Here is a 22,457-nt window from a genome sequence, read left to right as displayed (position 1 = left end):
CTGGTAATGTCTTTATTAGAAGTAAAAAATCTTCGCATCGAATATCCATCTCGACATGGTGTGCACGCAGCAGTGAAATCATTGTCTTTTTCAATCGAACGCGGTGAAATTGTTGGTGTAGTTGGCGAATCTGGTGCAGGTAAATCAACTGTGGGTAATGCCATTATTGATCTATTAAGCCCTCCAGGTGTGATCGCTAGCGGTGAAGTTTATCTTGAAGGTGAAAAAATATCGGGTTTAACGCCTGAAGAAATGCGGTCAGTACGTGGCTCAAAAATTGGTTTCATCTTCCAAGATCCAATGACATCGCTAAATCCACTTTTTACTATCGAACGTCAAATTACAGAAACGATTCTAGCCAATCTGGACGTAAGCAAAGAAGAAGCTTTCTCTCGCGCTCTAACCTTAATGGAACAAGTCGGTATTCCAGAGCCTGAATTACGTATTAAACAATATCCGCATCAATTTTCTGGTGGTATGAGACAACGCGTAGTTATCGCTATCGCATTATCATGTGAACCAGATTTAATCATTGCTGATGAACCTACAACCGCGCTTGATGTATCTATTCAAGATCAAATACTGACGTTGATCCGTGAATTGTGTATCAAGAAAAACGTAGGCTGTATGCTCGTTACGCATGACATGGGTGTGGTATCAAATGTAACAGATAAAATTGCCGTGATGTACCGTGGTGATCTTGTTGAATTCGGTCCAACCAAGCAAGTACTTAGCGATCCTTCGCATGAGTATACTCGTAGCCTTATTTCAGCGGTACCTCGCTCTGATATCAAGTTAGATCGTTTTCCGCTGGTAAGCTATATCGAAGAAGCCGAAGAAATGAAGCAAATCGATATTAAAAATCACTGGTTAGGTCAAAGTGAAGATCAACGTGAATACACGGGTCCACTACTGACAGTGAATGATGTAAGTCTTCGCTTTGTGACTAAAGATTCATTTTTTGAAAGTAAACGTGAATATGTACAAGCCTCAAACAAAGTAAGCTTCAACATCAATGAAGGTGAAACCTTTGGTCTTGTGGGTGAGTCAGGTTCGGGTAAATCAACGATTGCACGTGTAATTGCGGGTCTTTATGCACCTAATGAAGGTAACATCACGTTTGAAGGCATTGATTTAACCGCGTTAAAATCTGAAAAAGAACGTCGCCCTATTCGTCGTCAAATGCAAATGGTATTCCAAAACCCATATACATCGATGAATCCTAGAATGAAAATTTTTGATATCATTTCAGAACCAATTCGTTTCCACAAATTGGCATCATCTGAAACTGAAGTTCGTCAAATCGTACATGATCTACTGGATCACGTAGGACTAGGTAGAATGGCAGGGGTTAAATACCCACACGAATTCTCTGGCGGTCAGCGCCAACGTATTTCAATTGCTCGTGCACTGGCGACACGTCCACGTTTATTAATTTGTGATGAACCAACATCAGCACTTGATGTATCAGTACAAGCACAAATTCTAAACCTATTAAAAGATTTACAAGACGAACTTAATCTAACTATGTTGTTCATTAGCCATGATTTACCGGTTATTCGTCAAGTAAGTGACCGTGTTGGCGTAATGCAAAAAGGAAAGCTACTTGAAGTAGCGCCTACAGAAGAACTATTTACCAATCCACAGCATGAATACAGTCAGCATCTGGTTTCGTTAATGCCTGAATTTAAAGGCTTACGTGACAAACTGGCAAGCTAAATTCTATTAATTAAACGAAAAAACAACCGTTACATAATAAAAAAAACAAACACAACACATCGGGAGTCACGTCCCAGCATGAAGGAGTTATGCAAATGAAAACCTTAAAGACCAAACTAGCCATTGCCCTAATGGCCGCTGGCCTAAGCGTTAGTGCAGCAGCAGCAGATATTACTGTTGCGTATGATGCAGATCCTGTATCGCTTGACCCGCATGAGCAACTATCTGGTGGTACACTACAGATGTCGCACATGCTGTTTGATCCTCTGGTTCGTTTTACCAAAGATTTCGATTTTGAAGGCCGTATAGCTGAAAAATGGGAACGTGTAAATGATACGACTTTCCGTTTTCACCTACGTAAAGGCGTTAAATTCCACTCAGGTAACCAACTAACTGCTGATGACGTTGTATGGACATTTAATCGTTTAAAGCAGCAATCAGTTGACTTTAAAGCTATTTTTTCTCCATACGAAAAAATGACGAAGATTGATGACTACACGGTAGAAATCGTATCTTCAGAACCGTATCCACTTGTACTACAGACAGCAACTTATATCTTCCCAATGGATAAAAAGTTCTATTCTGGTAAAGAAAACGGTAAAGAAAAATCTGAAATCGTTAAACACGGTAGCTCTTATGCGTCAACACACGTATCTGGCACAGGTCCTTTCACTGTCACTTCTCGTGAGCAAGGTGTAAAAGTTGTATTCGAGCGTTTTGACGGTTACTGGGATAAGAAATCTCCAGGTAACGTTGACAAGTTAACGCTTGTGCCAATTAAAGAAGACGCGACACGTGTTGCAGCACTTCTTTCTGGCGACGTTGATATGATTTACCCTGTGTCACCAAATGATCAACGACGAGTGAAAAGCGCGAAGGATATCGATCTAGTAACCGTATCAGGTACGCGTATCATCACATTCCAAATGAACCAAAACAGCAACCCAGCGCTTAAAGATGTGCGCGTACGTCAAGCTATCGTACATGCAATCAATAACGACGCGATTGTGAAGAAGATCATGAAAGGCTTCGGCACTACAGCTGGCCAACAAGGTCCAGCCGGTTATTCTGGCTATGACGCTGACCTAGTGCCACGTTATGACTTGAAAAAAGCTAAACAGTTAATGAAAGATGCGGGTTATGAAAATGGCTTCAAACTTTCAATGATGGCGCCAAATAACCGTTATGTTAACGATGCTAAGATCGCACAAGCAACTGCGTCAATGCTATCTAAAATCGGTATTAAAGTTGATCTAAAAACAATGCCAAAAGCACAATACTGGCCTGAATTTGATCTTTGCTCAGCTGACATGATGATGGTTGGTTGGCATTCAGATACTGAAGATTCTGCGAACTTCTCTGAATTTTTAACAATGACACGTAATAAAGAAACTGGTCGTGGTGCTTATAACTGTGGCTACTACTCAAACGCTGAAGTTGATAAGTTAGTAAACAGTGCAAACGCTGAAACAGATACAGCAAAACGTGGCGTTATGCTACAACGTGTTGAAAATATCTTGTATGACGAAGCGGCTTTTGTGCCACTACATTGGCAAGATCTAGCTTGGGGTGCAAAATCAACTCTACAAGTTGCTCCGATTGTAAACGCACTAAACTTCCCGTACTTCGGTGACCTAGTCGTTAAATAACTAAGTACACCTTTACTATGCGGTGTTTTTATCAAGTAATAGCGATAAAAACACCGATTATTTTTACAAAAATATAGCTATAGCAGTTATAAATTCAATATTACTTTGGGGGACAAGGAATGTTTACATTTCTGATCAAACGCCTGTTTCAGGCCTTGGTAGTAATGTTCGTGATCAGTTTGGTAGCATTTTCCATTCAAGATAATCTAGGCGATCCATTACGCGAATTAGTTGGTCAATCTGTTTCAGATGATGAACGACAAGCACTACGTGATGAACTAGGTCTTAACGATCCGTACATAACTAAATATAGTCGCTTTCTTGTTAACGCATTACAAGGTGATTTAGGTACCTCGTATTTCTTTAAAAGACCTGCAGCAGAAGTTATCTTCGACAAACTTCAAGCAACACTAGAGCTTGTATTTGGCGCAGCCGTTATTATCGTATTCGTGTCAATTCCTTTAGGTGTCTACTCTGCGATTCATCCCAAAAGTGCACTGACAAAAATAATCATGGCAGTCAGTAGTATCGGCATTTCAGTACCGGTATTCTTAACTGCAATCATGCTGATGTATATCTTTTCAATCGAACTAGGTTGGTTACCGTCTTATGGACGTGGTGAGACTGTCAACGTCATGGGTTGGGAAACAGGTTTCCTTACTATGGATGGTTTCTTACACCTTATTTTACCAAGCATCTCACTGGCTTCTATCATGCTGCCACTTTTCATCCGCTTGGTTCGTTCAGAAATGCTCGAAGCGTTAAGCTCTGAATACATCAAATTTGCAAAAGCAAAAGGCTTAGCATTAAACAAGATTTACTACGTACACGCCCTTAAAAATACTATGTTACCTGTTATCACTGTTGGTGGTGTACAGATCGGTACTATGATTGCCTACACAATTTTGACCGAAACAGTATTCCAGTGGCCAGGTACAGGTTTCCTATTCCTAGAAGCGATTAACCGTGTTGATACACCATTAATTACTGCTTATGTGATCTTTGTAGGTTTAATCTTTGTGGTAACAAATACCCTTGTTGACCTGTTATACGGGTTCGTTAACCCAACAGTGAACATTACAGGTAAAGGATAATTAGTATGAACACAGTGACTTCTTCTCATGTTCCTACTCGTTGGGAACGCTTTAAAAACTCAGACCTTATCTATTATTTCTTAAGAGATAAGGTGGCAATGTTCAGCTTTGCGATCTTCTTAACATTCTTGATCACAGCGTTAGCTGCGCCATTAATTTCACCAACAGACCCGTATGATATTACCAGTATCGATATCATGGATTCTGAGCTACCACCTTCTTGGTTAGAAGACGGTGACGAACGCTTCCTGTTAGGTACCGATGACCAAGGTCGTGATATTTTATCAACCATGCTTTATGGTTCACGTTTATCACTAACTATTGGTTTCTTAGCCGTTGCGGTCCAGTTAGTCTTGGGTATTGTGATTGGTCTGTCTGCAGGTTACTTCGGTGGCCGTGTTGATAGCTTCCTGATGCGCTTTGCTGACGTACAATTGTCATTCTCAACGATGATGGTGGCGATCATTGTTTCGGCTATCTTTAAAGCCAGCTTTGGTGCTGAGTTCTTTAGCCAATATGCCGTCGTCATGCTCGTGGTGATCATTGGTGTGGCTGAATGGCCTCAGTATGCACGTACTATTCGAGCATCGGTATTGGCCGAGAAGCAAAAAGAATACGTTGAAGCAGCGCAAGTGATGGGCTTAAAATCAATGCGCATTATGTTTAGACACATTCTGCCAAACTGCTTGTCCCCTATCCTAGTGATTTCAACAGTTCAGATTGCCAATGCCATTATGTCAGAAGCAGCACTGTCATTCCTAGGCTTAGGTTTACCGGTTGACCAACCTTCATTAGGTGCGTTAATCAGTACAGGCTTTAAGTATATCTTCTCTGGCGCTTGGTGGATAACAGCCTTCCCAGGTGTATTACTGGTAACACTTGTACTTGTAATCAACCTACTTGGTGACTGGTTACGTGATGCATTTAACCCGAAGATTTATAAAGGTTAAGCAAATAAGCGTCATTGTTTATATGTAAGTAATAGTAATAAAAAGCACTGTTCGTGAATACGTTCAGTGCTTTTTTATATAATGAAAACAACATTCCACAGTATTGCGAACGGTTATTCTTATCTTTCTGTCAGGACAAAGTCGCGTTAGATAACTTCCTAAAGAAAAAATTTGGCTAGTAGCGTGACGGCGTCACGCTACTAGCCAATACATGTTTTTGATGGGTATATGTTCGCTAGATTTCACGTAGCGAACATATGCTTTACGAAACATCTTAGATAAACAGGGCTGCTTAGCTGCCCTTATACTAAATCAAACGGCCTTTTTAGTTTTATCATTAATAAGTTCGACCTCCTGATTGATGGCTATTTTCTTAGGCTTAATCGCTTCTGGTATCTCTTTAACCAGATTTATCGTTAATAACCCATGATTAAGAGTCGCACTGGTTACTTCTACATTTTCGGTAAGATTAAACTTACGTTTAAACATCCGATTAGCAATACCTTGATAAAGGAATTTGTGTTTATCTTTATCATTATCGTCTGTGTATCCTTTATCTCCAGAAACAGTAAGGACACCTTTTGCTACATTAATATCTAGTTCATGCTCAGAAAATCCTGCGACAGCTATAGTAATTGAATATTTATCTTCACCGTGAATTTCAATGTTATAAGGTGGATAATTTGGTACTTTGTTATCGTCACCTAATAGACTACTAAATAAAGGAGCAAATCTGTCAAAGCCAATAGTGCTGCGATAAATCGGAGTTAAATCGATAGTATTCATAATATATCCTCCAAAGAAGCAATATAAAATAAACCAGGGTGTTGAAAGAGAGACTTTCAGTGAAACATTATTCCTTTCAATGAAACGCTCTTCTTAGGAATTATTTTATATAATAAACCGATCTTTTTTCAAATATTTATTTATAGAATTTTTTTATAAGTAAATAATCATATGGAATATCTCATTAGGATGTTTGATGGTCGGCAACTACGCGCCTGAAATAATGATTGGAGGGAGGTTAGCTCGCTAGATTTCACGTAGCGAACCATTTTTTCTGTGCTTAATCTTAAACGAGCGTCATGCGCAGTGGAACGGAAGTAGAGAATGAAGTGCTCTAAACCATATTTGGACAGAATTGGCTTAGGCTCATTGCACTAACCGATAGTAATATCATTATATTTTGTAAGGATGAAGAAATCTAACTGATGCTCTCACCGCCATTAACCATGTGATGTTCTTGTTCATCCGCTCAAAAATTTGTTAGCAGCTTCCTTAAGACCAACCTTTGCGGATAAGCCCTTGCCATTCGTTAGTAGTTAGCGTTTAATAACAACATGTTATTGAACGGTTAACGTCCTACAGTGGACTTTCAGCTCATGCTGGGCGTACACAAAATATTACATGTGACGGCTACTTCGCATCTGAATATGCGTTATATTTTTGGAGTAATAATGAGGTTTTTTGTAATAATTATTTCAGCCATAATTCTAAATGGATGTGTATCAACGTTACCAATGGAAAATAATGATTTTTCTGTTGTTTTGAAAAGCGAAGATTTCCATAAATTTGGTTGTGATTCAGGCTCCGATATATTGTATGGAAGTGCAGAAAAAGAAAAGTGGGATTTGGATGGTGGTATTGAGATAAGTTACGTATTTGACTCTAGAGGTGAAAATGTCCCTTGCCCACTTTTTCTATATTCTTTTGTATATGTGGAAAAATATCTGGATGACTCATCCTCGATACTCACGGGAATGAATCTAGGGTTATATTATGGTAGATCAGAAGATTATAATTATATACCAATTGAAATTGATATTAAGAATATTTACCAGGAGGAATCTTATTCCACAGTAAGGAGAGGTACTGTAATTGGCTATTCATACTCCGGAATACTTAATGGTAAAGCCGTGGTTTATTTGATAAACGGATATACATTTGAAACAAATAAAGAATTCAAAGAATTTATCATGCGCAAATTAGACATTGTTGATGAATATCAAATCTAACAAGGCCATTAAGATTACTCGCAAAAAATTGACCACTACACATGTCGCTATGCTCCGCCTTTTATGGAGGCGTGATCAAGCAAAAAAGTATCACAAGTCCTTTAGTTGTAGAACCATTACTTTAATCCGCAATGAGGGCTGAAGCGCCTTAGCATCTAGTTAAAATACGGTAAAGCATTTAGCTCATAATTGGTTCAGTGAGCGGTTACGATATGAAAAACTACTTCGATTCCTCACATGAGTAAATCTATGGCGAATCAACATAATCATATTATGAGTGAATAACGACTCCAAGCCGGAAAGGGGCAAAATTAAGTTGGCTAAAATAAGCGACGAATGAGCAAAAGTAAACTGCATTTTATCCTTAGTTAACAAATTTTTTATGTTTAATACAACAAAGCCTGAAATAGAAAAACATTCATTTTGACCACTCAACATTAAACCGTTGGGTGATAAAATATGTACAAGAACTTGAAGGCAACTTTAGTAAAATAAAACGTAAAGTAGCCGACTCATGGCGAATGGATGAGACCTATATTAAGATATCTGGTCTGCACTCTTTTCAGGTCGAGGCTGAAGTCTGAATTAGCAATGTCAACTGGCTACAATTATAATTATATCAACGACTTACACCCATGCACTTTGTTGATTTGCAATATTTAACTACCCCTTTAGGGATTCATGGCGATATAAATCAACGAAACCACTATTCTTTACGGTACTTTACACTTTTGAATTACGGTTTATTTGACAATTTACTTTTAAAACAATTGGATATTTAGCTTGAATCACTTTATTCTTGCGCTTTTTGAAATCTAAAACGCCCCCTAGACAGTTCGATAGCATTGTTGATGAAACGAAAGTATCCAGTTTTATTAGCTGTTTACCCTGTTGCGTGTTGGGATTAATGTCTGGCAGTGGTATTCACCGGCAACACAAACAACAGCAGAGCGAAGGGATGCACAGGCAGGAAGATACCTACTTATGCCTATTATGAGTAGTTAAATTTACAGAATGTTAGTTTGAAGTGGCATAGTTAATTAAAGAGGCTCGTGAAGCAATGGATTTAATATTTACACCATCTACTTATGATGATTATACGTTTTATATAACTTTGTCGCTGACAATAATGTTATCTCTTTATGTTTACAAAAGAATGAAGAAAAAAAACGTTTCTGATAGCGCCGAAAGTGAAAGCAAGTATGACCTTTTTAAAAAGAGAACGGCAATTATAATCCTAATTCTTATCGTTTTTATTTTTCAAATAGATAGAAAAATTAAGGTGGATGATGTAGCTGAAGTTATTGAGTCAAACTGTTCAATTCGAGGTTGTATTGTAGTTACTGGAAATGTTGAGCGATTCAAAAGCTATAAAGATAAGAGAGTGAGGAATTTCCAGACAAACGAATTTTATCTGGGTAATCATCACTTTAAATTCAGTGAGAGTAACAATGGGCGCGGTTTATCGTACAGTAGAATTGTAGAATTGGGCGGGGTGTTAATTCCTAACTCTTGCACTTATAAAGCATTTATATATAAAGGGAAAATAATAAAACTATGGCGAAGCAGATAATGAACTATGTTTTTATCATCATCACAATGATAAGTTTTAATGCATTGGCATTTACAATAGATGGTAACAGGGGAGATTGGAATATCCGCAACTCAATACTTATTAAATCTTATTTTGCAATGCCAAATCTAGATTACAGAGTAGCTAAGGATAATATTTATATTCTAATAAAAAAACCGAAACTAATCCCCATTATTAATGGCGACATCACTTTTTTTGTGCCCCGTCATAATAAATAAGGTCAATTCAGTTGATAAATTTTGCATAAGAAAATCTATGGCAAATCGATATGAGCATATCTTGAGTGAGTAGCAACTCTAAATTGTTTTGGGGCAAATTCGTCTTAGGGTTATCATTCTAATCGATAATCAAACTAAGATATAAATATCCGCAAGAACAGAATAACGACACTTGTCTCAATGATACATATCAGTTTAAATCATAAGGGGGGTGATTTGTTAATTCGACTGATGAATGGCATCATTCTTTCGCCCATGAATGTACTGCTCACCGTAGAGCAACAGGTGCTCAAACCTGCGGTCTTAAAGTGCTTTTAACATCCAAACGTCACAACCATTGTGAATAGTGCCTGCTAATGACTTATCGAGATGTTTAAATCCGAGCTTTTCATAGAGTGAAATGGCCGATTGCATGCTTTTTAATGTATCCAAATAGCATTTTGTATAGCCTTTATGTTGAGCATATTTGAAGCAATCTTCGGTCAGTTTTTTATCCAGTCCTAGCCCGCGACTTTCTGGTAAAAGAAATAATTTACGTAATTCACAGACGTCATTACTGCCATTAAACGCCGCGATACCACAGCCTCCAACGATATTTCCCTTTATAGTCGCAATAAAATAACGGCTCGCATTTTCATCGGCATAGTGCTGACTCATGGCGTTGACTTCAGCATCAGAAGGACCAAAACCATCACCAATGGCGCCGTACTCTTCACCCACTTTTTTAATGATGTTGCCAATTGCTGTGTCGTCTAATGGTTTGATTTCTTGAATTTTATAACACACTAGTTATTCTCCTGTTTTAACCACAGTAGAATATCTTCCCACAAATTATGTTTAAATTTGTCGTTGAAAAAACCCACATGGCCAATTTTTGATGCGTTGACTTCTTTTGGATCAATTAATTTCACATCTGAATTCGAGTTTGGAAAAAAACTGAGTAGCTCTCGTATATTGTTTTCTGGGGCAAGGTTGTCATCAGTAAAACCAATAGAGAGTACATCTTGCGTAATTTCTTGGTAGCCAGAAAGATTGAGGTTGAATTTTTCACTGAAAAGGTAATCTGACGCTGACATCCACTTTGCCCATTGGCGTATCAATGTTGATGGAATATTTTGGTTTCCGAGTCCCAGTGATTTGGTCGGGAAATCGGATCTTATATACGATATGAAGGGAAACACAACATTTGCAGTAAGCAGTATTTTGATATTGTCAGGAAAAGCCCAACGACGCCAGTAAGGTGCTGATGACGCAATAAAAATGATTTTCTTAAGATTGACTGCAGACTTAGATAACCCTAATATTTGCCCACCGATACTGTGACCGATAAAGTATACAGGTAAACCTCTACCTTCTGAAAATTCAATGACGGCTTCTATATCCTTTTCTCCCCAATCGGATAATTGCGAACATAAAGCAACGCCATTTTTTTCACTTTGGCTTTCACCCGTTGCGCGATAATCAAAAGTGATAACATTAAAATTATTTTCGGATAAGAACACCGCCAAACGGGCGTAATAGTCTTGTTTTACCCCAATAGCGCTAGCGATAATTATGGTGCCTTTTGGGGTGGCTGAATCATATAAAGTCGTCACAATAGGTGTCTTGTCTGAACATATTACACTGTGTTTTGTAATCATAACTATTAACATCCTGTCCGATTAGCCTATGCCTAACGTAACACCCTTTTTATTACGATGAACATACATAAATAAAACTCTTTTTGACTCCTGATGGAGTGAACTGTGAAAAAAGAGCAGTGAAGTTAAAGTTATCTATTTATTGTCATTAATATTATAATTCGCAGCATATTCTTATGTGCTAAATAAAATACCTATGACCACATCTTCAGATATGCAGCGACAACTTCCGATAAATGCGATAAAAACTCAGGTCATCGACACATTACAACACAGTGACATCATCATCAGCGCGGATACCGGTAGTGGTAAATCAACGCACCTGCCACTTTGGGCACAGTCATTAGGGCGTGTATTGGTCATCGAACCAAGACGTATTGCTTGCCTTGCCCTTGCACAATACCTTGCATCACAATCAGCTAGCCCCGTGGGTAAAAAAATAGGGTATGCCATTCGGTTTGATAACCAATACACGCCACAAACTAACGTGGTATTCGCTACGCCGGGTGTAGCGCTGCGCTGGTTATTTGAAGATCAGTTGGCGCACTTTGATGTGGTGATGCTCGATGAGTTTCACGAGCGTCGCTGGGATACCGATTTATTGCTAGCGATACTCAATAAGCGAAAAAGCCATCGCCTTATATTAACATCGGCAACCTTAAACAGTGCAAGTTTAGCCAGTTATACTGGCGCACAAGAAATCACGGCTCAGGGGCGCTGTTTTCCAATTGAATCTCGCTATGTGGCCACGGATATGCGATTAATGCCGCACAGCGACAAATTAGATCTACGCGTTAAACAAGCGCTGCATTTAGCCTTGAGCTTAGCGCAATACAATCAGGGTGATATTCTGGTTTTTTTACCCGGCAAAAAAGAAATCCAACAAATAGCCCAAAGCTTAGCGCGAGATGAAGCCTGCAACAGCACGCTCATATTGCCTTTACACGCTGGTAGCGATCAAACGGTGCAACGACAAGCGTTAAACCGTCAACCGCAACGGCGCATCATTCTCGCGACTAACGTGGCAGAAACGAGTCTCACCATTCCCAATATTAGTTGTGTCATCGACTCAGGATTAGAAAGGCGTACTCACCTGCGCGGTGGTAGAACGGTATTAAGCCTTGAACCCATAGCCAGATCGAGTGCGATACAACGCCAGGGGCGTGCTGGTCGTGTCATGGATGGCCTGTGTATTCAACTCTTTGGTGAGTTTGCCCCACTCAAAGCAGAAACACCGGCCCAGATACTACGTGAAGATTTAACCGAAATGGTGCTATCGAGTGCCTGCGCGCAGGAAGATATTACCCAATTGGATTTTATCAATCCCTTGCCTAATTCCTCATTACAACTGGCATTGACCAATCTGCAGCGCATTAATGCTATAGACCCACAAAACCTAGCCACAGCACATGGCAAGCGTATCTATCCGCTGCCTTTGGATAGTCACCTTGCGCACCTGATCTTATCGATGCCAACACCAGCATTACAGCTGGCGATGATCGACTTAGCTGCGGCATTATGTGTTAATCAATCACTCTATCAACTCAGTAACAACGCCCAGCAAATTGAAGAATTAAATACCTTGTTACCGAGTTTATGCGATGCGGAGTTATTGATTGCCTGTGTTAGACCCAAGTCTTGTGAACAGCTAATCGAACGGGAACTCGTCATACTTAACAACAGCGCCATTGCCGAAGCCAGACAAAACGCAGCGCAAATCAAACAGGCATTTGACTTGAAGACTGTTGTTGGTTTGAAAACAGCGAACTCAGGACTGGTTGCTTATAATCGGCTGGAGTTGTGCGCTGCAATCGCCAACGCACAGCATGATCTGTGTTTTGTAAAGCGAGAAAAGAAACGGGGTGTGTTAGCCAACGGTTATATCGAGGTCATCCCTGCCAAAAATTCTCGACTGGGCGATGCACCAGACAATAATAGTAACCAAGCGGCGCTGATTTTAAATACCCACGCCATTCCTGGGCGCGGTACTAAAGAAACCAAGACGCTAGCTACTTGCATCATGCCGATGCCACTTGCGACACTCACCAAACTGGGATTCGGCAACATTGAGTGCACGCAACCACGTATTAAAAACAACAAGATCCTCGTCGAGAACAAGCGTATCTACGCCGGACGAACCATAGAGTCACAGCTTGCAAGTCCACCTACAGATCAAATCATCCCGATTTTAACCACGTTGATTGGAGATAATCGTTTATTAAAAGGCCTGCATGACCGACTTGAAATGGATATAAAGGCCTATCAGCTCTATCTCATGTTGAATAGCTCACCACAGAACAAAAAAGTTATTGATGCGCTCCCTACGCCTGCCGATTTTATCCATGATTCTCTGGTTGATTTAGGGGTTGAAACGCTGGCTGATTTGACGTTAATTGAAGCTCAAGACATCAGCTTTGAAGGTATACCAGAATGGGAAAGAGCCGATTTTGATCAACGTCATCCACAAGCCATTAAATTGGCGGATATAGAATTACAGGTCGAATACCTTGTTAACAGCAAACAAATAAAATTACACTACCTCAGAGGACAACGAAAAACAGAACCCAAACGCTGGGAGCTGCCGAAGTTCAATGGCTGGAAAATACGTTATCAACGAGCAAGTAAAGTTGTCGATGTGAGATAGCATTGCTGCTGAGGCCATTAGCACCTCAATATGAAGTATTAAAATACGGCTAAATTAGCTATCCCTTTAATATTTGACTCACTTCTTTATATTCCTGCTTTACTTAGATAATTAGGTCAATAAGCAGGGATGTTTAATGATAGGTCTGAATACGGTTAATCCGCGTTTACAAATAATACTAAGTTTCATGCTGACTCTTGTGGTTGGTTTTTTGACTTCCTTTTGACAAATTGAGACTGCGTTCACCGAAATACCAATAACACTGTATAAAATCATTCAGCTAGCCTATATGTGGCTAGCCAACTCCTCTCATCCACTACACCCTAAGCTAGAAACTAAACGACTTTTATCAAAAGCAAAATGAAAAGCCTGACCGTATTCGCTGTATTACCTCTATTTTGCACGCATTGACGTTAGTTCATTTTTGATACTGCGTGCTGCTCTACCATGAACGCAATCACTTCATCACTTAAGCAAGATTTACTGACGTATTGGCGCTGTTTTCCCATATGAAGGATAAACCCTAAATCGGTTTGTTGAAGTTGGTCGATTTCAGTCCATGCGATATTGCGGGTGTTTTTACCGTTTTTATAACTCACACCGTTAGCGTCCCCCTGAAATACTACTTTGCTGCCTGAGTTCAAGCTGAACTTTTGTCGCCATAACCACCAGCTTCTCTTAAAATAAATACTGAACACCTCAATGATACTCAAAACAATAAAGAAACAACCAACGTAACCGCTGGGTAATAGCTCAAACTTCACTAAAACCACACCAAAAATAAGAAAAAGTATTCCTTTAAAATAGGCTTTTGGAAATTTAGCAGGACGGTTAGTTTGATCATAACACTCAGCAAAAAAGGGCTTGTCGAGGGTGTATTCTGTGATGAAATCAAAATCTTTAGACATATGTGACTACTTTGAAGTTTTCTGTGAATGAATATCCCATGCTGCGATCTCGCAACTCGAGTATTGTATAGCTTTTCCGTGCTTTTCTTTAGCTGTTTTGATCCTCTTTTGTAAATCAATAATACCGGCAAGGTCTACTCTCGCCATAGCCGATTATATCGAATACGACAGGATCACATGTGAGAGAGTGACTACTCTAAGCTATTTAGGGGCAAATTCGGCTTAGCATTATTGCACTAGCCAGATCTGGACAATGCGAAGTTAGCGGTGAAATAATAAATAAGGCTTCTAATATCAATTAGAAGCCTTATTTTCGTAAGTAAATTCGTAGGTCTATAACTTATATCTTAGGTCATAGCCTACTCGTATAATTTAAAACAATGTGTAATTACGCTTGAGCTGGTTCATACCTTCAGCTTGTTTACTCTTCTCAAGCATCTTACGAATAACAAATGATGCCAGGAATGCGACAAATACCATCACAACTGCTAAACCTGTTAATAGGCTAAAGTAGCCACCGTAAACTGTTTGCACCACTTCTTGCGTGATCTCTTGACCCTTCTCCATCGCAATTGAAGTAGAGAATACAGCGCCAACAATTCCACTCATGGCAATTGCCACAGAAAAAAGGCTTACCGAGAAGTTTTCAATGTGTTTCGGTGCGACAGACAAAATAAATGCTACAACCATACTACCTACAATGACTTCAGCAAATGCCTGGAAGAAGTGAATAGCCATGAATACTTCAGGACGAATAATCACATCTTCTCCAACATTCAGTACAGCCATGGTAAGGATACCAAACGCAATCGCAGTTAGAATGAATGAGAAACCAACCTTCGTTGCGGTCGTGAAGTTAATATTACGTTTCTCAAGCGCCGAGAATACGTACGCAATCACTGGACCGCCAACAATACACCAGAGTGGATTCATCGCCATTGCCGCTTCAGGTGCAATTGGAATGAAACCAAACAGATCACCACGCATGGTATTAATTGTTACCATCGTCATTGATGTCATCATTTGGCCGTAATAAACAAAGAACGCCGTTGTTAATGCAGTCATGATAAGAATAGTACCCATTTTCAAAGCATCAGCACGTTCAGCTTTAAGCATCAATGAGATGAAATAAAGGATCGCAGCGGCACCAATTGCATAAACAACGTTTTGGCCGATATCCATGTTCGAGAACATGAAAAATACTAAACCAATCATACCTAACGAAATCGCAATAAATGCAATCCAATTTTTTGTGCTTACCGGCGTTTGGTCAATCTCTGCGCCAACGGTTAATAATGGTTTGCGTGAAACAATTAAGATAACAAAAGCAACTGCGGCCATCGTTGCTGACAACATGAAACTGCCATTAAAACCAACCATAAGAACTAGCATTGGGAATAAATATTGTCCTAAAAATGCACCGATATTATTCACAGAGTAATTAACAGGGTAACCGTTTTCAAAGTCTTCTTGGCTTGAAAATGTACGTTTGTACAAACTTGGGTATGAAGGTGACATCAAGCCACGCGCATAACTTGCCAGCGCAATACCAACTAGGCTCAGCGGTACATTACCTGACGATGCACCTAAAACCAGTAAGGTATAACCAACAGCAAAGCCAAGATAAGCAATCGTTAATGAACGATAAGCACCCAAGAACTTATCCGCAATAAAGCCACCAGCAATCGCAAATAGCGGTCCGATAGAAGAAAAAGCACCAACAACCATCATGGTGTCAGCTTCGCTATACCCAAGGTCTTCTAAAAAGAAGCGGGTTAAAATAACCATTACGCCGTAAAAAGATAAGCCAAAGAGCATTTGGCAACACATCATAGATTTATTCAGTCGATTCCACATAACTTAATCTCTTTTATTATGGATAAGTAAAGAAAGGTAAACTCGACGAGATGTTAACACTTAAGGAGTATCTGGTTAGAGGTTAAGATCGCAAAAATAAACACAGGAATATTACTTTTGACTACTAGAAAGCAGATGCACAGGTCGCATATAATGGAATGACATAATAATGCAGTTTAATATATCCACACAAATCGAATCAATACCATACAATAATATTGACTAACTAAGCGTAGAACTGAAGATCAATAAATGAACAAAAAACCACTAATCCGTTATAATTAAGACTTGCGGTATAAATAGGCAAACTATGACATCTCGATTAAAACCAGCACAGGGTTTTACCCTTATTGAACTTGCTATCACGATTATTATCGTGGCGACACTGGCTGTAATTGCGGTCCCAAAATTCTTGAATTTCCGTGAAGATTCAGAAATAAGCCGTGTTAAAGCCGTGGCAGCCGCTTACCAAGAAGCGGTTAGTTTTGTACAAATTCGCTACCAAATTTTAGGTTTAAGCTCGGATATGACAAATATACCAGGCTATGCCGATGGATCGATTGACGTAAACCCAAGCGGTTTTCCATTAGGGGTTGATAAGGGTAATCGCCAAGGCTTTATAAAAAATACTAAAAATATTGGGAAAGGTAATCAAGGTTGTGTTTCATTATGGAATACCTTGCTAGTAAATCCACCTTCAGTATCCCTAAATAAAAATGATGATACTGATTTTACCGCCTATCGCCATCGTGCTGATAACGGTAGTGGAAAAAGCCAGTGCAGCTATATTTTGAGAACGCTCGGAGATACGACGAATAATCCTGCGGATGCTAAAATCTTGATTAATTATGACTCAGAAACCGGACGCGTGGTTTCTGTTTTTAGGGATTAATTATATTAATCACGGGTGATGGTGTACTACCTCTTATATGTATTTAGTGTTATTCGTCAATTGTAATACAAATGTTGCCAATACTTTGCTCAACACATTAAAATAGGAATCTATTCGCACGAGACAGTTCCAATCTTAAAGTTTCTATCTTCTCTTGATCCTGAATACCAAATGAAACCACTTTGTTTTTTCATCAATATTCGGTTAAGGCGTGACGATATTAAACACATCTTCTGGTTGGTCAAACAATGAGAAGAAGCTAATTAAGCCAAGCTTATACCTTCAATACTTAAATCGTCTGATAGTAATACATCTGATACTCCTGCCACACCGATAATCAAGGTGATAAACAGACCATTGATATTGCTTAGACCACCAGCGTTTATTACCAATTGCATTAAATAAATGGTCAATTGAACAAGTCGGCTCGTTGCTAGGCCCAAGTAATTATGTTTAACACTCGAAAAGCTGTCATACTAGCGCCATAAAATTTAGTATTTTGATGACTAAGATTAAAGTGAGAACAAAATGATCAATATTTACCGTGTATCTTTTCCTGATGGTAGCGTTTATATCGCATCGAAAAAAACACCACCAGCAAACGCAGTAAAAAGCTATGAATGGGCTAAGAATCACGCAGACCCAACACGTCCGTTAGTTGCAGCTTACCTAAAAAGCAAAGGCCAAAGCACGTTAGAGCTACTTCATTCAGATCTAACACCTGATATGGCTAAAAAATTAAAAAGAAGATATATCGTCGAAGCAAGACAAGCAAAGCAATTCGTTATTACCTAATTGATGCTTAAAACCTGCTTGCTCAAGCAGGTTTTTATCTACCTTTCTTTTGCTTCCTCCCCTAAAATAGCCCATTGTAAGTATTAGAAATAATCTAATCTAATTAAAAATAAACCTCGCCATAGCATTTTGATTATGTAATCCCCCCCTGAGCATAATAATCAAGCCAGGCAAGAACACTACTTCAGTTTATTCAACCATAAATAATTTCACATACTTTTTTCAGCATTGAGTTCTATAAAATCATGGGCTAAAGTAGCTCACCAGTTTCAAGGTAATAGCTTGTTATTAAAGTGAAATTGCAATTAATTAATAGTACTTTTGTATGCTATTAACGAGATAACTCATAAAACAAGGATGTAATAAAATGAAAGCAAAATCTATCTACTCACTATTATTGTCAGGCGTTATCGCCCTCTCTGTTGCAGGCTGCAGCTCTTCATCAGTAAAACGTAATGCAGACCAAGAATTTCCCCTTGAAGTGACAGCGAGTGCACCTGCATTTATTTTCCCAATTAGCCTGCATGGCGTTCCAGGGGATAGTGCTGAAGTTGGTTTAGCTATCTCTTCAGGTGCAGTATCTGAATACGGTGCATCGGTAATCTCTGGTCAACAGCTTTATAGTGTTGTTGGTAATTTATCATGGACACTTGGCGAAAACATGCGTCGCCAAGCAAACCTAGATAAACTAGAAATGACAGGTTCCGCAGAGAAATATGCGATTGAACTTGATAAGAAAATGAAAACACTGACCAATAAGTTAAAAGCGTCTGGCGTATTGACGAACAAAGACTACAACTTCAAATATGTTGTTGTGCTACATGTGGATTCATCAGGCGGTATGAACATCCCGATGATGACTAACGTGACCGCTTTCGGTGGCGTCATGGATATGGAAACACGTAAAATCGTATCTTATATCGAAAAAGATCTGACATTATCTCAAGATGCGATTCTGGCGCAAATGCCGATCGAAATGAACAAAATTATTGCCGAACTATTAGATAAACCCGAAGACGCTTAATCACGTTCCTTAACATAATTCGTAATTAATGCCTATTACCTCCGACCTGCTGTAATAGGCATTCATCATTGCATAAGCTCACTTAAATACGATAATTAAGCGTGAGTGACTTTATCTTTATCCTTTTCCACACTCGGCTGATCACTTAATACTTCGGCAAGTGTAGAACGACACAAATGCCCCTCAACATCACCATCCACATTTAACACCGGCAGTGGCAATTGATTATCCAACATTTCAGGAATTACAGTTTCCAACAACGCATCACTTTGCACGGCTGGCACAGCTTCCAATAAAGACGCATCAAGAACATTGCTGTAATCGCTTTTTTCAACATTATCCAAGGTACCTTGTGTAATCACGCCTTGATAGCCATCCTCGTTAACAACATAACCATAATCTTGTTTTGACTTACGCATTTGCAATACAGCTTCACCGATTGTCTCGGCCGAAATACGGAAAATTTGCGGTTGCATTACCGTTTCCACCGTCAATGCGCGCGCGCGATTTACATCTTTGACAAAGGCTTCAACATAATCATCAACCGGGTTAAGTAAAATATCAACAGGTGTTCCTTGTTGTACTAATACCCCATCACGCAAAATAGCAATGCGATCACCCAGTCGTAATGCTTCATCAAGATCATGGGTAATAAAGACAATGGTTTTATGTAACTTTTCCTGCAGCTCAATCAACTGGTCTTGCATTTCGCTACGGATCAAAGGATCCAATGCTGAAAATGCTTCATCCATTAACAGAATATCGGCATCGGTACACAAAGCACGTGCTAAACCGACGCGTTGCTGTTGACCTCCAGACAGCTGTCTTGGGTATTGATTGGCATAACCATCCAAGCCCACAGTTTCCAACCACTGCGTTGCACTTTTCTTTCGTTCAGCTTTCTTGACGCCCTGCACTTGCAAGCCATAACCAATATTGTCTAACACGGTACGGTGCGGCATTAATCCAAAACGTTGAAATACCATCGACATTTTATTACGACGAAAATCTTGCAGGTCTTTGCTCTTCAATTGCATGACATCACTACCCGCGATTTCTATTTCCCCGGCAGTAGGTTCAATTAAGCGGTTAAAATGGCGGATCAAGGTTGATTTACCCGAACCAGACAACCCCATGATAACGAATATTTCTCCCGGATAAATATCTAGGTTAATATCCGACAAACCAACGGTATGACCCGTTTCAGCTAAAATAGCATCTTTTGATTTACCCGCTTTGACTAGCTCGAGCACCTTTTTCTCATTTTTACCAAAAATTTTGTATAAATTCTTAATACGAATTAACGGGCTTTTCTTATCATTCGAACTCATCTTACTGCCCTCCAAAATTTTGTAACGTACGTTTTGCGTAACCTTGCGAAATCCGATCAAAAATAATGGCGAGAACAACAATGGCTAAGCCATTCAATAAACCAAGTGTGAAATATTGGTTGGTGATAGCCTTTAATACAGGTTGACCTAAACCTTTTACGCCAATCATAGAAGCAATCACAACCATAGCGAGCGCCATCATAATAGTCTGATTAATACCGGCCATGATATTAGGCATTGCCAGTGGTAACTGCACACCAAATAAACGCTGCATAGGACTAGCACCATAAGCAGTTGCCGCCTCTAGCACTTCTTTGTCTACAAGACGGATACCTAAGTTCGTTAAGCGAATGACAGGCGGCACAGCGTAAATAATAACAGCGATAACACCTGGGATTTTACCGATACCTAATAACATCACCACAGGGATCAAATACACAAAGGCTGGCATTGTTTGCATAATATCTAAGATAGGTGTGACGACGGACTGAACACGATCAGAGCGAGCCATCGAGATCCCGATAGGAATACCAATAAGCACCGCGAGTGAGGTAGAGACCAGAATAATACTCATGGTTCGCATGGTATTGTCCCACATTCCAAAGAATCCGATGAGGAAGAAGGCTAAGACGACACCTAAGGTTAATTTCCAAGAACGACTTGCCATATAAGCAAAAACAGCTAATACAGCAATAACGAGCCACCAAGGGCTGCCAAGTAATAATTTTTCGAACCAAATAAGAAAACTAAGTAAGGGATCAAAAAACGCTTCGATACTATCACCGTATTCACGCGAAAAGCTGCGATAAGCGCCGTCCAATGTCTTTCTAATATCAAGTAATTGGCGACGATCTAGCTGCGGTATTTCCGAAAGCCATGAACTGTCTGACATATTATTTATTTCCTAAAATGAAAAAGCCCGAATAAGTCGGGCTATATATACCCAAGCTACTTCAAGGAGCACAATCAGCTAACTGAAGTGCTTTGGGTATAGTGAAAGGCTATAGTTCTGAGACTGCTTTCTTAATTTTCTTCGCGGTAGCTGAATCAACCCACTGTGACCAAGTATCTTCATAGTTTGTTAAGAAGTGCTCAACACTGTATTCGCCATCAGCTTGCTCATCTTCCATCCAAGCAAGTAGCTCATTCATCTGAGCATTCTTGAATGAGCGGGCTGTAAGGTAAGCCAGTGCTTCAGGTGCTCTTGCCGCAAATGTTTCAGTCACGACAGTATCCACAGCTGAAGGTGGGAACATAGTTACTTTAGGTTCTAAACAATCGTCTTGAGTAATGCACTCTTTAAAATGTTTTTCATCTATGCCTGAACCAAAATCAACCTTAACCATATCGTATTTACCCAATACAGCTGTCGGCGCCCAATAATAGCCAAACCAAGCTTCTTTACGCTCATAGGCTTTAGCAATAGAGCCAGATAAGCCTGCACCAGAACCTGGATCAATTAAATCGAACCCGTCATCGGCAAGATCCAGTGCCTCGTATAGATTCGTTGTTGTAATTTGACAATTCCAACCTGATGGACAAATCATAAATGCAGATTTATCCGGGTCTTCAGGGTGCTTGAATAGTTTTGCGTTGGCTTTAATGCCTGCAATCGTTGCTAAACTCGGGTCTTTTTCGACCATATAAGCAGGAACCCAAAAACCTTCTTCACCACCATCTGTCAGTGTGGCTCCAGCATAACGAATTCGCCCTTCTTCAACACCTTTATCAAGGGCTGATTTCATGGAATTACTCCAAAATTCAGGTGCAATATCAGGCTGACCTTTTTCGATCATAGCTGTTCCGGTTGCCATTGTATCGCCAGGTACGAGTTCGGCATCACACCCAAAACCATGCTCTAAAATAAAGCGATCAATATTAGCGATGATTGTTGCTGAATTCCAGCTCATGTCAGCAATGGTAACACTGCCACATTCACTTGCATTAGCGAAGGTAGAAAGAGATGAACAAGCAAGAAGTAGTGAGGTAGCGAAAGTCTTCCGCATATGAATAATATCCTTATTATTGTAATGAAGTACTACTAACACTACAGGAAATCGCGACTAAAAGCTTAAATAAGTACTAAAAACCGTTAACATGGTTAAAAAATCTCACGGTGATTAATAC

Annotated in this window: 19 protein-coding genes and 1 pseudogene; 11 read left to right on the top strand and 9 right to left on the bottom strand. The window is 39.6% G+C overall.

Annotation, left to right across the window (positions count from 1 at the left end; translation table 11 throughout):
- The first annotated feature begins 6 nt into the window (after nucleotides 1–6).
- From HWV03_RS07100 to HWV03_RS07085, 4 genes are all read left to right on the top strand, one after another.
- A complete protein-coding gene (locus HWV03_RS07100) occupies nucleotides 7–1,719 on the top strand; it encodes a dipeptide ABC transporter ATP-binding protein (RefSeq protein WP_211679085.1) in 1,713 nt (570 codons plus the stop codon).
- A 95-nt stretch (nucleotides 1,720–1,814) separates the two neighbouring features.
- Nucleotides 1,815–3,368 carry an ABC transporter substrate-binding protein gene (locus HWV03_RS07095; protein ID WP_211679084.1) on the top strand — a complete coding sequence of 518 codons (1,554 nt, stop codon included), beginning with the start codon at nucleotides 1,815–1,817 and terminating at the stop codon, nucleotides 3,366–3,368.
- Between the two features lie 119 nt (nucleotides 3,369–3,487).
- A complete protein-coding gene (locus tag HWV03_RS07090) occupies nucleotides 3,488–4,462 on the top strand; it encodes an ABC transporter permease (protein WP_211679083.1) in 975 nt (324 codons plus the stop codon).
- 5 nt (nucleotides 4,463–4,467) lie between these two features.
- Complete coding sequence (locus tag HWV03_RS07085; RefSeq protein WP_211679082.1) at nucleotides 4,468–5,412, top strand: ABC transporter permease; 945 nt, start codon at nucleotides 4,468–4,470, stop codon at nucleotides 5,410–5,412.
- A 312-nt stretch (nucleotides 5,413–5,724) separates the two neighbouring features.
- Here the strand turns inward: HWV03_RS07085 and HWV03_RS07080 are convergent, their stop codons facing one another.
- Nucleotides 5,725–6,198, bottom strand: a complete 474-nt coding sequence (locus tag HWV03_RS07080) for an Hsp20 family protein (RefSeq protein WP_211679081.1) — start codon at nucleotides 6,196–6,198, stop codon at nucleotides 5,725–5,727.
- A gap of 671 nt (nucleotides 6,199–6,869) precedes the next feature.
- Between HWV03_RS07080 and HWV03_RS07075 the strand changes: the two genes are divergently transcribed.
- From HWV03_RS07075 to HWV03_RS07065, 3 genes and pseudogenes are all read left to right on the top strand, one after another.
- On the top strand, nucleotides 6,870–7,427 hold the full coding sequence (locus HWV03_RS07075) for a hypothetical protein (RefSeq protein ID WP_211679080.1): 558 nt from the start codon (nucleotides 6,870–6,872) through the stop codon (nucleotides 7,425–7,427).
- Between the two features lie 410 nt (nucleotides 7,428–7,837).
- Nucleotides 7,838–7,978, top strand: a pseudogene (locus HWV03_RS07070) (IS6 family transposase); the annotation flags it as partial.
- 509 nt (nucleotides 7,979–8,487) lie between these two features.
- Nucleotides 8,488–9,000 carry a hypothetical protein gene (locus HWV03_RS07065; protein WP_211679079.1) on the top strand — a complete coding sequence of 171 codons (513 nt, stop codon included), beginning with the start codon at nucleotides 8,488–8,490 and terminating at the stop codon, nucleotides 8,998–9,000.
- 542 nt (nucleotides 9,001–9,542) lie between these two features.
- Here HWV03_RS07065 and HWV03_RS07060 read toward each other — a convergent pair.
- Both HWV03_RS07060 and HWV03_RS07055 read right to left on the bottom strand, forming a co-directional pair.
- Nucleotides 9,543–10,025 carry a GNAT family N-acetyltransferase gene (locus HWV03_RS07060; RefSeq protein ID WP_211679078.1) on the bottom strand — a complete coding sequence of 161 codons (483 nt, stop codon included), beginning with the start codon at nucleotides 10,023–10,025 and terminating at the stop codon, nucleotides 9,543–9,545.
- Nucleotides 10,025–10,879, bottom strand: coding sequence for an alpha/beta hydrolase family protein (locus tag HWV03_RS07055; RefSeq protein ID WP_211679077.1), 855 nt, complete (start codon nucleotides 10,877–10,879; stop codon nucleotides 10,025–10,027). Before HWV03_RS07055 ends, HWV03_RS07060 begins: the two co-directional genes overlap by 1 nt.
- A 196-nt stretch (nucleotides 10,880–11,075) precedes the next feature.
- On the opposite strand from HWV03_RS07055, the gene HWV03_RS07050 reads away from it, so the two are divergent.
- A complete protein-coding gene (locus HWV03_RS07050; protein WP_211679076.1) occupies nucleotides 11,076–13,523 on the top strand; it encodes a helicase-related protein in 2,448 nt (815 codons plus the stop codon).
- A gap of 413 nt (nucleotides 13,524–13,936) precedes the next feature.
- Here HWV03_RS07050 and HWV03_RS07045 read toward each other — a convergent pair whose 3' ends face one another.
- Complete coding sequence (locus HWV03_RS07045; RefSeq protein WP_211679075.1) at nucleotides 13,937–14,431, bottom strand: YcxB family protein; 495 nt, start codon at nucleotides 14,429–14,431, stop codon at nucleotides 13,937–13,939.
- Nucleotides 14,432–14,803: 372 nt separating this feature from the next.
- Nucleotides 14,804–16,288, bottom strand: coding sequence for a peptide MFS transporter (locus HWV03_RS07040; RefSeq protein WP_211679074.1), 1,485 nt, complete (start codon nucleotides 16,286–16,288; stop codon nucleotides 14,804–14,806).
- Nucleotides 16,289–16,598: 310 nt separating this feature from the next.
- Between HWV03_RS07040 and HWV03_RS07035 the strand changes: the two genes are divergently transcribed.
- Nucleotides 16,599–17,180, top strand: coding sequence for a pilus assembly FimT family protein (locus HWV03_RS07035; RefSeq protein WP_211679073.1), 582 nt, complete (start codon nucleotides 16,599–16,601; stop codon nucleotides 17,178–17,180).
- Nucleotides 17,181–17,443: 263 nt separating this feature from the next.
- Here the strand turns inward: HWV03_RS07035 and HWV03_RS22530 are convergent, their stop codons facing one another.
- Nucleotides 17,444–17,578: a hypothetical protein gene (locus HWV03_RS22530; RefSeq protein ID WP_255547105.1), complete on the bottom strand. Its 135-nt coding sequence runs from the start codon at nucleotides 17,576–17,578 to the stop codon at nucleotides 17,444–17,446.
- Nucleotides 17,579–17,708: 130 nt separating this feature from the next.
- On the opposite strand from HWV03_RS22530, the gene HWV03_RS07030 reads away from it, so the two are divergent.
- Together HWV03_RS07030 and HWV03_RS07025 are read left to right on the top strand one after the other, a co-directional pair.
- A complete protein-coding gene (locus HWV03_RS07030) occupies nucleotides 17,709–17,975 on the top strand; it encodes a hypothetical protein (protein ID WP_045111063.1) in 267 nt (88 codons plus the stop codon).
- 367 nt (nucleotides 17,976–18,342) lie between these two features.
- Entirely contained in the window at nucleotides 18,343–18,999 is a 657-nt protein-coding gene (locus HWV03_RS07025) for a hypothetical protein (RefSeq protein WP_211679072.1), read from the top strand.
- A 95-nt stretch (nucleotides 19,000–19,094) separates the two neighbouring features.
- On the opposite strand, the gene HWV03_RS07020 is transcribed toward HWV03_RS07025, so the two are convergent.
- From HWV03_RS07020 to HWV03_RS07010, 3 genes are all read right to left on the bottom strand, one after another.
- Nucleotides 19,095–20,330, bottom strand: coding sequence for a quaternary amine ABC transporter ATP-binding protein (locus HWV03_RS07020; protein WP_211679071.1), 1,236 nt, complete (start codon nucleotides 20,328–20,330; stop codon nucleotides 19,095–19,097).
- 1 nt (nucleotide 20,331) lies between these two features.
- The gene (locus HWV03_RS07015) at nucleotides 20,332–21,222 is read right to left on the bottom strand and encodes an ABC transporter permease (RefSeq protein WP_211679070.1); all 891 of its coding nucleotides are present in this window, start codon (nucleotides 21,220–21,222) and stop codon (nucleotides 20,332–20,334) included.
- Between the two features lie 109 nt (nucleotides 21,223–21,331).
- Nucleotides 21,332–22,336: an ABC transporter substrate-binding protein gene (locus tag HWV03_RS07010; RefSeq protein WP_211679069.1), complete on the bottom strand. Its 1,005-nt coding sequence runs from the start codon at nucleotides 22,334–22,336 to the stop codon at nucleotides 21,332–21,334.
- Nucleotides 22,337–22,457: the final 121 nt, after the last annotated feature.

Origin of the sequence: Moritella sp. 36 (assembly GCF_018219415.1) — a bacterium.
Lineage (GTDB): Bacteria > Pseudomonadota > Gammaproteobacteria > Enterobacterales > Moritellaceae > Moritella.
The sequence above is the reverse complement of the archived record's forward strand: the minus strand, read 5'-3'. Positions and strand labels throughout refer to the sequence as shown.